At 57.9% G+C, this 14121-nt stretch carries 12 protein-coding genes and 1 pseudogene; all 13 read left to right on the top strand.

Going from position 1 to position 14121, the window contains the following annotated elements:
• Positions 1-118 precede the first annotated feature (118 nt).
• The 13 genes and pseudogenes from F3J19_RS03810 to F3J19_RS03870 all read left to right on the top strand — a co-directional run bounded on the left by F3J19_RS03810 (position 119) and on the right by F3J19_RS03870 (position 14040).
• Positions 119-1000, top strand: a complete 882-nt coding sequence (locus tag F3J19_RS03810) for a phytanoyl-CoA dioxygenase family protein (protein WP_167037830.1) — start codon at positions 119-121, stop codon at positions 998-1000.
• A 66-nt stretch (positions 1001-1066) separates the two neighbouring features.
• Positions 1067-1480: a RidA family protein gene (locus F3J19_RS03815; protein WP_167037833.1), complete on the top strand. Its 414-nt coding sequence runs from the start codon at positions 1067-1069 to the stop codon at positions 1478-1480.
• A gap of 226 nt (positions 1481-1706) precedes the next feature.
• Entirely contained in the window at positions 1707-3074 is a 1368-nt protein-coding gene (locus F3J19_RS03820) for a DUF1329 domain-containing protein (protein ID WP_167037836.1), read from the top strand.
• 384 nt (positions 3075-3458) lie between these two features.
• Positions 3459-4589, top strand: coding sequence for a DUF5938 domain-containing protein (locus F3J19_RS33055; protein WP_167037839.1), 1131 nt, complete (start codon positions 3459-3461; stop codon positions 4587-4589).
• Positions 4590-4711: 122 nt separating this feature from the next.
• Positions 4712-4969: a hypothetical protein gene (locus F3J19_RS03830; RefSeq protein WP_167037842.1), complete on the top strand. Its 258-nt coding sequence runs from the start codon at positions 4712-4714 to the stop codon at positions 4967-4969.
• Positions 4970-6523, top strand: a complete 1554-nt coding sequence (locus F3J19_RS03835; RefSeq protein ID WP_167037845.1) for an AMP-binding protein — start codon at positions 4970-4972, stop codon at positions 6521-6523.
• 16 nt (positions 6524-6539) lie between these two features.
• Positions 6540-7781 (top strand): thiolase family protein, encoded by a 1242-nt coding sequence (locus F3J19_RS03840; RefSeq protein WP_167037848.1) that lies wholly within the window; start codon positions 6540-6542, stop codon positions 7779-7781.
• A 702-nt stretch (positions 7782-8483) separates the two neighbouring features.
• Entirely contained in the window at positions 8484-9773 is a 1290-nt protein-coding gene (locus tag F3J19_RS03845; protein WP_167037851.1) for an acyl-CoA dehydrogenase family protein, read from the top strand.
• An 8-nt stretch (positions 9774-9781) separates the two neighbouring features.
• Positions 9782-9937 (top strand): annotated as a pseudogene (locus F3J19_RS03850) (electron transfer flavoprotein subunit beta/FixA family protein); the annotation flags it as partial.
• Between the two features lie 15 nt (positions 9938-9952).
• On the top strand, positions 9953-10897 hold the full coding sequence (locus F3J19_RS03855) for an electron transfer flavoprotein subunit alpha/FixB family protein (RefSeq protein WP_167037856.1): 945 nt from the start codon (positions 9953-9955) through the stop codon (positions 10895-10897).
• A 54-nt stretch (positions 10898-10951) separates the two neighbouring features.
• Entirely contained in the window at positions 10952-11611 is a 660-nt protein-coding gene (locus F3J19_RS03860; RefSeq protein ID WP_167037859.1) for a hypothetical protein, read from the top strand.
• Between the two features lie 260 nt (positions 11612-11871).
• Complete coding sequence (locus tag F3J19_RS03865) at positions 11872-13368, top strand: FAD-dependent oxidoreductase (protein WP_167037862.1); 1497 nt, start codon at positions 11872-11874, stop codon at positions 13366-13368.
• Entirely contained in the window at positions 13369-14040 is a 672-nt protein-coding gene (locus F3J19_RS03870) for a c-type cytochrome (RefSeq protein ID WP_167037865.1), read from the top strand.
• Positions 14041-14121 lie beyond the last annotated feature (81 nt).

The following is a 14121-nucleotide window of genomic DNA, read 5'->3' on the forward strand; positions in this document are numbered from 1 at the left end:
ACGTTGAAGTGTTCGTAATCGGACCAGCGTGGCTCTCCCATGCGATTGCGGCGAGACGTAGTGAAGTCTTTCGGTTTCCATGCAATTGAATCAGACTAATTTTTTGAGAGGTCAAGACATGAGCATCAGTAAGTTGTCCAATACAGCATCACCCGATGAAATCGCCGCTGTCCTGAGAGAGGACGGGGTTGTCTGCGTAACCGGCTTCGCATCGCCAGAAACGCTCGATGGCTTGAAAAAGGATCTGATGCCACTTCTGGACCAAATTCCGGCTGGCGACGATCCGTTTTTTCACGGTGAAAAAACTCGCCGTCTCTCGCGGCTTTTCGGACGCACGGATCACGCAGTTTCCATTGCGCTGAATCCACTGTTTCTCGAGACTGCGCGCAAGATTCTGCAGGTGAATCCGGTCAAGATCTGGCTCGGAGATCAGATGCTCGAGAGCGTGTCGGACATCCAGGTTGGCGCCACGCAGGCTATCCAGATCTGGCCTGGTCAGGGGGGGCAGCCTTTGCATCGCGATGATGCTGTTTATCTCTGGCGTCATCCGACCTTTGGGCGGGAGGCTCGCGTCAATGTGATGGTGGCGCTGACCGAATTTACCCATGAGAACGGTGCGACCCGGGTCATCCCCGGCAGCCACAAGTGGGATGATGAAAGGATGCCGAAGGTTGAGGAGACAGTTTCCGCGGAAATGAGCGCTGGCGATGCGCTCATGTGGCTTGGCTCGACATACCACGGCGGCGGCGAAAACACTTCGAATGGGCCGCGTACCGGCATCTCAATGCCCTACGATCTGTCGTTTTTGCGGCAGGAGGAGAACCAGTATCTCTCGGTTCCCATCGAGAAAGTCAAAGCCTTCCCGGAGGAAGTTCAGCGTCTTCTTGGCTGGTCGAGGGGAGAAACGTTCCTGGGTTGGATTGAACTCGGCGGCAAGATTGTGGATCCGCTTGAGTTGCTGAAGCTGGAGAGTTTCAAGGAAGTCGGCCTGATTCCGTAAATCACCACCCTAGACTTTGAGCGTCTTGACCCGTGCCGGGTTTTTAAAAAAGGATAACTAATAATTATGGAGACAACTACCAAACGGCAGTCTATCGTTCCGCCCCCGTTCCAGGTGTGGCACGACAGTTTTCATTTCACCCCGGCAACTCGCGTCGGAGACATCATCTGGGTTTCCGGTCAGGTTGGACTCACTGCTGAAATGAAGGCGGGCGAGGACATGCAGGCGCAGGCCAGGATCGCGTTCGAATCCTTGAAAGCCATTCTCGATTCAGCCGGGGCAAGCCTGGCTGACGTTGTCGAACTGACGACCTTCCATACGGACCTGCGGGGCGAAATGGAGGCGTTCCAGGCTGTCAAGGACGAGTACTTCCCGCATCGTTATCCATCGTGGACTGCGGTCGGTGTGACGCAACTGGGCCTGCCTGAGCTATACGTCGAGATTCGTGCGGTAGCAGTTGCTGGGTCTGGCGAGGGCTAAGCCCCGGCGTTTGACGGCATGAAGATAGGCATGCTCGACCCCTACGCAGACAGCTTATATCAGGTCGAGCTGCCGGCAACCTTGGCAACGTGTTCCGATAGGGACGGCACGCAAATCTGAGGCGTTGGTATCGGGAGTCCGGTAGCGGGCGATGGAATCGAAGTGATCGTGTTTCGCCTGCGAATTATGCAACCGTGATTCGAAGGCGAGAATTGAAGGGGAATCCATGATGAAGAAGTGCAGAATCGTAGTTGTGTTTGCTGCCGCGCTTGCCGCATCGTTGACGATCGGGATCGCGGTAGCGGCGGACGATCTCACGCCCGAGGGCGGAGATCGATCGGCAAGTAGCGACGGCGCCGTTCCGGCCTACGTGGGCAGGCAGCCGCCCGATCCCGGCTGGGAGTACGGGAAATATCGCGGTGATTTCTGGAAGCATCGGAATGAGAAGCTGCTCTATTCGATCGACTCCTCGAATGTCGACAAATACGCAGACAAGCTGACGCCCGGCCAGATCCAGCTTGTCAAGCAGGAAAAGGGCTATCGGATGGACGTCTATCCGTCGCACCGTGAATGCCAGTTGCCGGATTCGGTAGCACAGAACTCGAAAGCGAATCTAACCGCTGCGAAGCTCGATTCGAGCGGCGAAATGGTGCAGACAGCGATTTTCCCTAGCGTGCCGTTTCCGCAGCCAAAAAACGGTGCTGAAGCGATTCTGAACTACGTGTTGCGGTACCGGGGCGAAGGTCAGGAGTGGCCGTCGGTGGTGACGTCTGTTTCCCCACGTCCGGGTAGCAGCGACTGGATCGATGTGCTCAGCACGTCGACTGTGTATTATCCGGTGGGCAAACTGGGCAAGACCACACCGCAGGACGTTGATCAGTTCACTCAGGGCCTCTACTTCCAGATGAATTCGCCAGCCGCGCTGGCGGGACAGGCGCTTGTACAGCGCCAATACTTCGACAAGGATACGGAAACGTACTATTACTTTCCCGGACAGCGTCGGGTGAGGCGCATGCCGGCCTATACACACGACGCGCCGGCGATTGGCTTCGAGAATCAGTACCTGATTGATGAAGTCAATATGTTCTTTGGCTCGATCGACCGCTTCAACTGGCGACTCGTCGGCAAGCGCGAGATGATCGTGCCATACGACTCCTTCGGCATGTACAACTTCAACGACAAGCTGCATGACGTTGCAACGCCGAACGGCATTGCCGCCAATCATCGACGCTACGAGGTGCACCGCGTGTGGGTTGTCGAGGCGACGCTCAAACCCACCGCGCGCCACGTTGCGTCGAAGAAGGTGTTCTATCTGGACGAGGACAGCTGGCTGGCGCTCGTCGGCGAAGACTACGACGCCCAGGGCAAGCTGTGGAAGGTGCGGGAAAGTTACCCGATCCCGGTATGGGAACTGGACGGCGCCTGCGATAACGAACCGTTCGTGCAATACGATCTGATCAACGGACGTTATGTATTCGATTTATCGACTATTGGCCAGGGTAAGGACATTCATTGGTACAAGCAGATCACCGGTCCACAATTCAAGTCCGACTTCTACTCGGCGGAATCACTGAGGTCGGTCAGCGAACGCTAACGCCCTTTGATAAATGAAGAAAGCCGATGTGTGCCTTAGGTGCATGTCGGCCCCAAAAAAGACGGGACAGAGATGCGTGCCAGAGAGGTTGTACAGAAAACTGCGTGAATGTTCGCAGTTTCAGGAACTTTGACGCTAAACGTATACCGCTCAACCCTGACTGAGGCCATGAAGGATGAGGGTGGAAAACAGGCTCTCTTCGCGCGCGAAGTCGTACTGGCATAGCATTGAAATTTTTTTGTCTATTCAGATAAGTATTCCTTATTTTTTACATGGACTTGGCGAGAAACGGATCGTCGGTGGCCCGACGTGAGGCGTGGCTCACGGTACCAAATCAAGGCTGACCGATTCAACGCTTAACAACCGTACTATCAGGAGACAATCGTGGTAAAGCACCCCGTCGTCATCTATGGCGCAAGCGGTTACACTGGCATGCTGATCATGGACTGGTTGATCGACCAGAACATCCCGTTCACCGCGGTCGCGCGCAACGCGGGGCGCGCGAAGGAAATGATGGCGCAGCGCGTCGTGCGCCTCGAGTCGGCGAACTACGAGATCATTGAAGCCGAACACAACGTTGACTCACTTGTCGCTGCCTTCCGCGGCGCGAAGGTTGTGTGCAACACCGTTGGACCGTTTTCCAATTTTGGGCTTGTCGGCGTCGAAGCAGCGCTTAAAGCAGGCTGCCATCACCTGGATACCACTGGCGAGCAGATTTACATCCGCCAGGTGCGCGATCAATTTGGGGAACTGTATCGGCAGGCAGGTCTGCTCGTGTCCCCTTCGAATGCATACATGTACTCCTTCGCCGAAATTGCCGCCGAGTTGGCGCTCGAGACGCCGGGTGTCGATGCGCTCGAGACCGCCACGTTGTGTCGCGGACCGCGTGAAACGGCAGGGGTGAGCGTGGGTTCGGCAGCGACGATCTTCGAGGGCGCCCGGAACGAACAGTGTTACTTGTGGGAGAACAAGCTGCAGCCGCACGCTCCGCAAGCGTCGTTTAACGTAGTTGACCCCGCGTTCATGCAACCGGTCTTCTCGCTGCCGTGGGGCGGCACGTCGCTACCCGTCTACTTCGAGCATGATCCGCGTGTGCGTAGTTGCATTTCGTGCGTCGGTTTCTACGACAACAATGTGATGCAAGCCGTGCACGGGTTCGAGCAGAAATGGCAAGCCGAGTACAGCCATCTGCCGCGGGAACAGCAGGATGCGATTCTGAAGCAGGTCGTCGATTCGACTACGCCGACGATGCCGCCACGAGAACGTACGACGATTCAGCGCACCGTTGACTTCGCTATCGGCCGCGGACAAATGTCTTCGGTGCGTGCAACGTTGCATGGCGTCACGCCATACATCTCCACCGGCGCCATTCATGCCGCCGGTGTCGTCAAGCTACTGGACGGCGACACTGCCAAGGTCGGTTTCGCGTCCGGCTCGAAGGCGTTCGGACACCGCTACCTGCTCGGCTTCTTGGAGCAGCGGGGGTTGGCTCGCGCCACGATCTCCCAGCTGTAACCGTAATTGTCGTGCGGCCATGATCAAGTCGTCGGGCCGCAGCAGAACACACACCAGAGCACGCCCCGCAAGCCGTCTTTGGGGAGCTGCGCCGAGAATCAGTTGAGAAGGAGGGGGACTCCATGCAACTTAAGCACATTGGTATTGCTGCAGCGGTCGCGGCGGCCGGGCTGGTGGCAGCCTACCCATGGGCGGAGGCAGATCGCATTGGCATGTTCGACCTGTTCGCGAAGTCAGCGCGCACGGATGCTGGCACCGGTAGCAGGAGTAACTCCGACTCATACACGCGGGGCCACCGAACGGACTGGTCCGATGACCCATACACGGAAGGCATGGGCAGCCCCGTCATCGGCCCGCAGTTGATCCCAAGGAATATGTAAATGGCAATTATTGATTTTTTCGACCGTGGGTGGCGTATCAACCCTCACGGCATCGCTTATATCCAGGGCGAACGCAGTTTTTCGTTCCAGGAGATCGGTGAGCTTTCGTGCCGCGTCGCCAATGGGCTGATCGCTACCGGGTTCGAGAAGGAAGCGAAGGCCGCAGTCTGGGCAGACAACGACGTGATCGCCTGGGGCTGCGGACTCGGCATTTGGCGTGCCGGCATGGTGTACATCCCCGTGAACGGGCGCAACGCACCGGCCGAGAACCAGCCTGTGCTCGACGCCTTCGACTGCGAGGCGCTGTTCTTCCAGCATGCCTTCGCGCCAGCGGTCGAGGCGCTGCGTGACAGTTTGCCGAAGATCAAGCTTTGGGTGTGCATTGACAGCGATTTGCCGTGGGCGCCGTCGCTCGAAACGTGGAGCGCCGGTCAATCGTCGACCATGCCGCGCGTCGATTACGACATGGACGACATCGTCACGCTGTCGGCCACCGGGGGCACGACGGGCGCGCCTAAAGGCGTGATGAACACGCATCGCGCGTTTCAGACGTACTTCGCGCAATTCATGATCGCTTTCCCGTATGGCACGCAGCGCCCAGTGAATCTTGCCGCCGCTCCGATGACGCACACCGCCGGGATGATGTCGCTTCCGTGCACGGCGCGCGGCGGCACTGTGGTCGTGCTGCCGAAGCCGGATCCCGCACTGCTGCTGGCCGCCATCGCCAGGCACCGCGTCACCGAATTTTTCCTGCCACCGACGGTCATCTATCGCCTGCTTGATATTCCGGGCATTGAGCAGCAGGACTTCTCGTCGCTCAAGTACTTTCTCTACGGCGCCGCACCGATGTCGGTGGAAAAGCTCAAGCGCGCGATCGAGGTGTTCGGCCCGGTCATGGCCGGTGGTTATGGGCAGACCGAAGCCGCGGCATCGATTTCCAACATGGCACCGGACGAGCATTTCGTTGACGGCAAGATCGCTTCCGATGAACGGCTGTCTTCGGTGGGCCGTCCGAACCCGCTGATCCACGTCGAGATCATGAACGATTGCGGCGATATCCTGCCGCAAGGCGAGACCGGTGAAATCTGCGTGCGTGGCGACCTCATCATGAAGGGCTACCACAAGGCCCCGGACAAGACTGCCGAAACCATCATCGACGGTTGGCTGCACACCGGTGACATCGGCCACCTCGACGCCGAGGGCTACCTTCACATCACCGACCGCAAGAAGGACATGATCATCAGCGGCGGCTTCAACGTCTACCCGAGCGAAGTCGAGCAGGTCATCTGGGCACACCCGGCGGTGCAGGATTGCGCGGTGATCGGTGTACCCGACGAGAAGTGGGGCGAGGCGGTAAAGGCAGTCGTGGAACTCAATGCGGGTCAGACCGTGAGTGCCGAGACACTTGTTGCTCTGTGCAAGGAGAAGCTCGGGGGAGTCAAGGCGCCGAAGAGCGTGGACTTCGTGGCCGCGCTGCCGCGCAGCGTCATCGGCAAGGTGCTGAAGAAAGACCTGCGAGAACAGTACTGGCAAGGCCTGCAACGCAAGATCTGACGAGAGCGATAAAAGAATGAGCAACATCTACATTGCCGGTATCTCCATGACAGTGTTCGGCCGGCACTTCGAACGTAGCCTCGACGATCTGGCCGGCGAGGTACTGCGCGGCGCGTTGAAAGATGCCGGTTGCGGCGCCAACGCGATTGGCGCGGCTTACTACTCGGGCGTCACTAACGGCATGCTGCAGGGCCAGTTATCGATTCCGGGTCAGGTCGTACTCAGCAAGATCGGGATCGAAGGAATTCCGGTGTTCAATCTCGAGAATGCCTGTGCGAGCGGCAGTACCGCGGTACATCTGGCGATACAGCATCTGCGTGCAGGTGGCAGCGATGTTGCGCTGGCGCTCGGCGTAGAAAAGATGAACGTCGAGGACAAGTCGAGGACGTTCGCACTGTTCGAGACAGGCTGGGATGTGTCGAGGATCGAGGAGAACTTTGCGGCGTTGACGAAGCTGGGAGATGGCATCGTGCCGCCGCCCGGCTCGGAGTCTGACCGACCCTACAGCCGCTTTATGGCGGTTTACGCCGCGCTATGCCGGTATCACATGAAGACCTACGGCACGACGCAACGTCAGATCGCCGCGGTCTCTGCGAAGAACCACGGGCACTCGGTGCATAACCCGCTTTCACAGTTCCGAAAGACGTTTACGATCGACGAGGTACTCGCAGCGCCGCCGATCACGTATCCCATCACGTTGCCGATGTGCGCGCCTGTCACGGACGGTGCGGCCGCCGCCATCTTGTGTACCGAGGAGGGCTTGCGACGCATCGGTGCCGATCGCAGCCGCTGTATCCGGGTCGCGGCAAGCGTGCTCCGCAGCTCCACCCCTCGCCGTATCGACGAACCGGAGAAGAACATTGGCCGCCTTGCCGCGCTTCAGGCGTACGAGCAGGCTGGCCTGAGCCCCGAGGACATGGACGTGGCCGAGCTTCATGATGCTTCGGCAATGGGGGAGATCATTCAGGCCGAAAACCTCGGCTTTGTGCAACTGGGCGAAGGCGGTCCCGCTGCCGAGCGCGGCGAGTTTACGATCGGAGGGCGAATTCCGATCAACACGTCGGGCGGGCTCGAATCCAAAGGCCATCCGCTCGGCGCGACTGGTATCGGCCAACTGTTCGAGCTGGTCACTCAGCTACGCGGGGAGGCTGGCGCGCGTCAAGTGCAGGGTGCACGGCATGCGATTCAAGAAAACGGCGGCGGATTCCAGAGCATCGAAGAAGCCGCGCTTGCGATTCACATCCTGAGCAAGGATTGATGGAAACAGCGGTCGAGGTCCGGCCGCTATGTGGTTTGTGATTGTGATGCTGCAGCCGCAAATCACCGGGATCCAATATGGTCAAATCATATTCTCAAAATCTAGCTGAGCGAGCGATGAAGACGGCCTGTGCAATATGCATTTGCCCGTTATTTAAAGAAAACGGTCAGATATGGGGCACTACATTTCCAATGCTTTGAACGCTTCCTTGTGCCTTTTGGTCTTGTCCAGTTCTCTCTTGGCGCTCACAGCGACGCGCCGGATCATAGGTCACTTTGGTGTAGGCAGAACGCATTATTGTGAACTGCGGCTTTCGACTTACTCCTCTATAGAGATCGCGAAGTAAGCCGGCGCCGGCTCGTCGTCGACTTCCCTCGAGTGGAAGCGGAATGAGGTAAATGCGGACGCTCCATGCCGGTAGGGTCGTTGTGAAAGTTGGCGTTTCCCCTAGCTCATTGTTCCTTGATATTAGGTCATTGTGGCTCTATGATTAGGTCATTAAGGCGTATATGGGTGGCGCATAGTCGCCCATCCAGGACTGTTTAGCTAACTGTGGATCTTCTTCGCCAAAGAACGAGCGAAGAACCGAACCGAGGGCGCTTGGCTTGATAAAGCTAATTGGCTCATTTGTTAGGAAAATTAACTACAAGCGCTGGGTCTCCATAAATCCAGTTGGCGTGTGCCCAAGATAGGAGCATCGAAATGATTCGTCTGCACAAGTCGGTTGCGTTGCCGTTCGTCGGAATGAGCGGTTTCGAGACGCCGCTGAGCGAAGAGGAAGCCGCAATTCAGAGCACCGTTCATCGTTTCGCGCGTGACGTGCTGCGTCCTATTGGTCGGGAACTCGACCGCATGAAGCCTGAGGATGTAATCGCTGCCGGGTCGCCGTTCTGGACCGCTATTGTCGAGAGCGCAAAGCTGGGTCTTGATCCTCAGTTGATCGCCCAGTTTCCGCCGGAGGTTGCTGTCCGAATCGAGTCGCTCATCGGCGAAGAGTTGGGCTGGGGCGATCCAGGTATTGCCGTCTCGATGGGCGTGACAATGATGCCATTGTTGATGGCGCACTCAGTAGGCAATCAGGAGCTGATCGATATGTGCACGAACAAGATCGGCTGCTGGATGAACACGCAGCCGGACCGTGGTTCGGATTCCGCGATTCTGTGTCGCGGAGAGCTTGGCGCATATGGCAAACAATCGGTAGGCAACATTACTGCGAAGGTGGGAGCCGACGAGATCGTCATCAACGGGCAGTATTCGTCGTGGGTGTCGAACGGGACTGTGGCGCAGGTGGGCCTCGCTTATATGGCGGCGGACTATGGTGACGGTTTCTACGGTGCCGGCGAGCAGAGCGGCATGACCAATGGTATCGGCATGATTATTCCGTTGGATCTGCCAGGAATTTCGCGCGGCAAGCCGCTCGACAAGATCGGTCAGCGCTCGCTGCCGCAGGGTGAGATCTATTTCGATAACGTGAAGGTACCGAAGCGCTTTGCGATTGCGCTGAAGGACGAGTATCTCGGCAACCTCACTTCAGCGTGGTCGTACGCCGGTACGCACATGTGCCAGGTGTTTGTCGGCACGGCGCGTGCGGCCCTCGAGCTTGCGCTCGAGTATTGCCACGAGCGCAAGCAGGGCGGCGCGTCGCTGATTGATCATCAACTGACACAGTTCCGCATCGGCGAGATGGTGCGCCGTCTGGAGACCGCGCGTGCGATCGCGCGCCGCACCCTTGCGTTCTCGCGGATATCGCCGCGGGCCCACCCTTATGTGACCGCGATGGGTAAAGTGAGTGTGACCGAAGAAGCGATGAAGATCGTGCACGAAGCATTTCAACTGTTTGGCGCCAATGGCACGACGCGCGAATTTCCGATCGAGAAGCTGTTCCGCGACGTACGCTCGGCGCTGATCGAGGACGGTGAGAACTACATCGCGACGACGCGTCTGGGTCTGCTGGCGAGCCAGCTCTACCAGAACGGGTGGGGCAAGCAATAGGGGTCGTCGTGGATACGGTCAGGGCGGGAGATATCAGCGTCGACGTGACGTCGCGTCTGAATGCGCTGAAGGTCAGCGAGCCGCCGAGGCGCGCGCCCGGTGTGATGGTTCCTGACGTGAAGACGCTGATCGAGAGGTTGAAGGTCGAAGCGAAGGTGCTGTAAAGGGAGCGGATAGAAATGAAGATTCTGGTAATCGCCGAACATGAAAATGTATTGATAAGGATCGCTACGTTAAATGCCGTTGCAGCTGCGGCAATTGTTGCCACCCTCGTGGAAGCCGACATTCATGTGCTGGTGGCAGGTCACGATGTGGGCGATGTCGCGAATGCCGCAGCGAAGCTCCCTGGGGTTGAGAAAGTGCTTGTGGCCGACGAGCCGCAACTCGCAGACGGCCTCGCGGAGAATGTTGCTGCAACCGCGCTGAATCTTGCGGCGAGTTATTCGCACATCTTCGTGCCGGCGACTGCATATGGGAAGAATATCGCACCGCGTATTGCAGCGAAGCTTGACGCCGCCCAGATTTCGGACATCACCGCAGTTGAAAGTGCCGACACATTCGAGCGCCCGATCTACGCCGGCAATGCGATCGCGACAGTTCAATCGTCGGATCCCATCAAGGTGATCACGGTACGGTCCACGGGCTTTGACGCGGTGGCAACCGAAGGCGGCTGCGCAGCCATTGAGAAGATCGAAGCTGCGCCCGATGCTGGTGTATCGCAGTTCGTGAGCCGCGCAGTGACGAAACTCGATCGCCCGGAGCTAACGAGCGCAAAGATCATCGTGTCGGGAGGTCGCGGCCTCGGTAGCGGGGAGAACTACAAGACAGTGCTGGAGCCGCTGGCGGACAAGCTGACTGCTGCGCTTGGTGCGTCGCGTGCGGCAGTGGATGCAGGTTTCGCACCGAACGACTACCAGGTGGGTCAGACCGGCAAGATCGTCGCGCCACAGCTATACATCGCGGTCGGTATATCGGGAGCGATTCAGCACTTGGCCGGCATGAAGGATTCGAGGGTAATCGTCGCAATCAATACGGATCAGGAAGCGCCGATTTTCAGTGTGGCGGATTATGGCCTTGTCGGTGATCTGTTCAAGGTGGTGCCGGAACTGATGGTGGCGATCTGATTGAACGGGCCGGCGAATAAATTAAGAATCTGACTAGATGTTGAGGCGAAAATCATGGATCTTCGAAGTATCATTCTTTGTTTTGCTTGCCTGAGTCTGGCGGCAAGCGGATTTATTTTTGGCGCGAAATTCATTAAAAAGAAGAATTATCTTCTTGGGCTGGAGTGGTTTATTCTGGCCACATCATCGACAAATTTTCTGTTCTTTAACATAACTGGATCTCCCGCTTTATATAAAATTGCACATTTTTTTGATGCGTTTTCCAGGGGGTTCGGTGTTCCGGTTGTAGGTGTGGCGGGTTTGATGGCTGTCACGCATAATTACAAGCCGTCAGTGCGGCAGGATATTCTGTTATTTGCGATATCCATCATAGGCACAATTTTCATTGTCAATTTTGATTTTCTGACTGAACCCTTGCCTTATTTTTATTTGGTCATGTGGGGGGCGATGATGATCTACTTGTGCTGTATCGTCAAACGATTGTTTGAGATTGGCGAGGCTTTTAATGCCGTGATGTTGATGTTGGGAATTGTTTCTTCGTCGATTATTGCCGGAATATATGATTTCTATAAAATACCGGGAGAAGATACTAACGTCGTATTTAACTTCTTCACTCTTGCCTTGCTAACTTGGGCATATTTCGCAGTTGCTATTTATTACTCGTATTGTGCGTTAGAGCGTGGGCAAGGACGGTGGACGGCGGTGGCAGCATAAGCTTCACCGATATGGCACCGGGGATTTTCCGCGCAAACAACTGACGGAACGTAAGACCAGCGGACGAGCGTGGGGCGAGGGCGGGCCTTCTTGCGATGTGAATGGCCGGGATGGCTCTGGCTCCGCGGTACGGCAGGTCGTGGACGAGATCTTCGCCGCATGCGACGAAGTGAGGGTCAGCCGCGCGTCCGTCAGTGGCTGAAACAAATCCAGGATTCATTTCGACTACCTGGATCGCTCATAGCAGTCACGGAAACAACATGACAGAGAAATCGCCCCCCGATACTTCAGCCAACCTGCAGCGCAGGCAATGGCTCAAATACGCTGGTGCCACGGCTGCGGTGGGCAGTTTGGCTCTCGGCGCCAAACCGGCAAATGCCGGTACCGTTGCACTTGCGCAGAAGTCGGACGATGTTCTTGACGTCGCCATCATCGGTGCAGGGCTGGCAGGCCTGACAGCGGCGCGTGACCTGCAATTGGCGGGTTGCCAGTCGTTCGTGGTGCTGGAAGCGCGCAACCGCGTTGGTGGGCGTACGTACAACCACGACTTGGGTCACGGCGTTGTGTCCGAAGCTGGCGGCCAGTGGATCGGCCCTGGCCAGACGGCGATTGCTGACCTGACTCGCGAACTCGAAGTCGAGACGTTCCCAACTTACTACGCTGGCAAGACAGTCATTCTGGCGGGCGACGTCCGGGTGACCCAGGACCTTCATGGTACCAGCGGCGGCGACGACGCAATTGCTGCCAAACTTGACGAACTGGCGCGCGGCGTGCCGGCTGCCGCACCTTGGAAGGCCAAGAACGCAACTGAGCTCGACAAGCTGTCGTTCGGTGATTGGTTGCTGCAGCAAGGTGTGAATTCTGAGGACGGGTACTTCTTGGGTATCGCGGCAAAGCTGTCGCTTGGCGGGTCGCCGGCGCAGCTTGGGCTGTTGCAGTATCTGGCGACGATCAATAGTGCCGGAAACAGCCGCGCCCGACTCGAATCCATCAAGGACGGCGCGCAGGAAACGCGCTTCATCGGCGGTTCCCAGGTTCTCAGCATCAAGATGGCGGACCAGCTTGGTAGCAAGGTCCGGCTCTCGTGCCCCGTGCGTAAGATCACCGGCTGGGATCGCGAGATCGTTGAGTTGAACACCGATCAAGGCTTAGTGCGTGCGCGCCAGGTGGTCGTTGCGTTGAATCCGGCGCTGTGCAACCAGATCGTTTTCGATCCGCCGTTGCCCGATGGCCGTGCGCAATTGCAACAGCGTTGGCCCACGAATGCCCCAATGCGCAAGACGGTGCATGTCTATGACCGGCCATTCTGGCGCGATGACGGCCTGAATGGACAGATCTTCCAGGTCGGCGGACCAGTCTTCATGGCCTATGACAACTCCCCGCCAGATGCATCGGTTGGCGTGATCAGCGCATTCGTGGCACCGGGCTCGGTCCCCGGCGATCCCAAAGCAGCCGAGCGGATGCTGTCCGCGATCTATGCCCAGTCCTTCGGATACAAGGCGCTGCGCCCGACGCAGTTCCACGATTTCGACTGGGGCCGGGTCGATCCATGGACGTTGCAATGCATCCATCCCATACCGCCAGGCTTCTGGACGAAATGGGGCAAGTTCCTCCACCCGTCTGTGGGCCGGTTGATCTGGTCGGGAACTGAGACTGCCGACCTTTGGGCCGGCGCAATGGACGGCGCGGTGCGCTCCGGTCACCGGGCGGCACTGCAGGCGCTGGCGACCTTCGCACAACGCAGCGAGGGAGCATAAATGAAACGGACCTTGATTATCGTGGCGATCGTGGGTGCGCTCGGCGCGGGTGCACTCTACGGGCGCGACATGCTGGACGGCATGCGCTTCGAGAAAGCCATGTCCCAGATCAGTGAAGCGAACAAAGCCGACGCCGGTCCCTGGCCCCAGCCGCAAGAGACCTGCTTCTACTGTCATGGGTCGCATGGGCAGTCGCTCAACACGTGGTATCCAGCGTTGTCCGGTCAACCGCCGGTCTATGTGGCCGAACAGTTACATGCGTTTGCCACGGGGCAACGTCAGAGCCCGTATATGGCGCCGCTCGCGAAGGATCTCACCGATGCACAGATCGATGCACTGGCTGCCTACTTCGCCAGGCAAGCGCCGACTCGAAACGAGGACGTGCCAGCCGACTCGGCGCTCGAGAAGCGAGGACTGGCGCTGCTTCAAGCCGGGAGTTGTCAAGCTTGCCATGGAGCAAAGCTGATGGGCAAAGATCGGGCGCCTCGACTCGCCGGACAGGGCGAGGCCTATCTTTCGGGTCAATTGGCCGCGTTCAAGTCAGGACAACGTCATGACCCGACCGGCGCCATGAACGGCATCGTAGCAACGTTATCGAGCGAAGACATTTCCGCGGTAGCTCGCTACCTGGCCAGGGTGTCGCCGGGGCAGGATGGCATCGCTGTACGCTAGTTTGCCAGGCGATCACAGAAATGTGAAGGCTTGACTCAAGTCAAGGTCGCCAACGTCACGTCTTCTGGACGCATGGCAATT

The organism is Burkholderia sp. Ax-1724, assembly GCF_011752995.1.
In the GTDB taxonomy this organism is placed as follows: domain Bacteria; phylum Pseudomonadota; class Gammaproteobacteria; order Burkholderiales; family Burkholderiaceae; genus Paraburkholderia.

Coding starts and splice junctions, on each gene's coding strand:
- F3J19_RS03810 (WP_167037830.1), top strand. CDS start 119: ATGAGCATCAGTAAGTTGTCCAATACAGCATCACCCGATGAAATCGCC.
- F3J19_RS03815 (WP_167037833.1), top strand. CDS start 1,067: ATGGAGACAACTACCAAACGGCAGTCTATCGTTCCGCCCCCGTTCCAG.
- F3J19_RS03820 (WP_167037836.1), top strand. CDS start 1,707: ATGATGAAGAAGTGCAGAATCGTAGTTGTGTTTGCTGCCGCGCTTGCC.
- F3J19_RS03830 (WP_167037842.1), top strand. CDS start 4,712: ATGCAACTTAAGCACATTGGTATTGCTGCAGCGGTCGCGGCGGCCGGG.
- F3J19_RS03835 (WP_167037845.1), top strand. CDS start 4,970: ATGGCAATTATTGATTTTTTCGACCGTGGGTGGCGTATCAACCCTCAC.
- F3J19_RS03840 (WP_167037848.1), top strand. CDS start 6,540: ATGAGCAACATCTACATTGCCGGTATCTCCATGACAGTGTTCGGCCGG.
- F3J19_RS03845 (WP_167037851.1), top strand. CDS start 8,484: ATGATTCGTCTGCACAAGTCGGTTGCGTTGCCGTTCGTCGGAATGAGC.
- F3J19_RS03855 (WP_167037856.1), top strand. CDS start 9,953: ATGAAGATTCTGGTAATCGCCGAACATGAAAATGTATTGATAAGGATC.
- F3J19_RS03860 (WP_167037859.1), top strand. CDS start 10,952: ATGGATCTTCGAAGTATCATTCTTTGTTTTGCTTGCCTGAGTCTGGCG.
- F3J19_RS03865 (WP_167037862.1), top strand. CDS start 11,872: ATGACAGAGAAATCGCCCCCCGATACTTCAGCCAACCTGCAGCGCAGG.
- F3J19_RS03870 (WP_167037865.1), top strand. CDS start 13,369: ATGAAACGGACCTTGATTATCGTGGCGATCGTGGGTGCGCTCGGCGCG.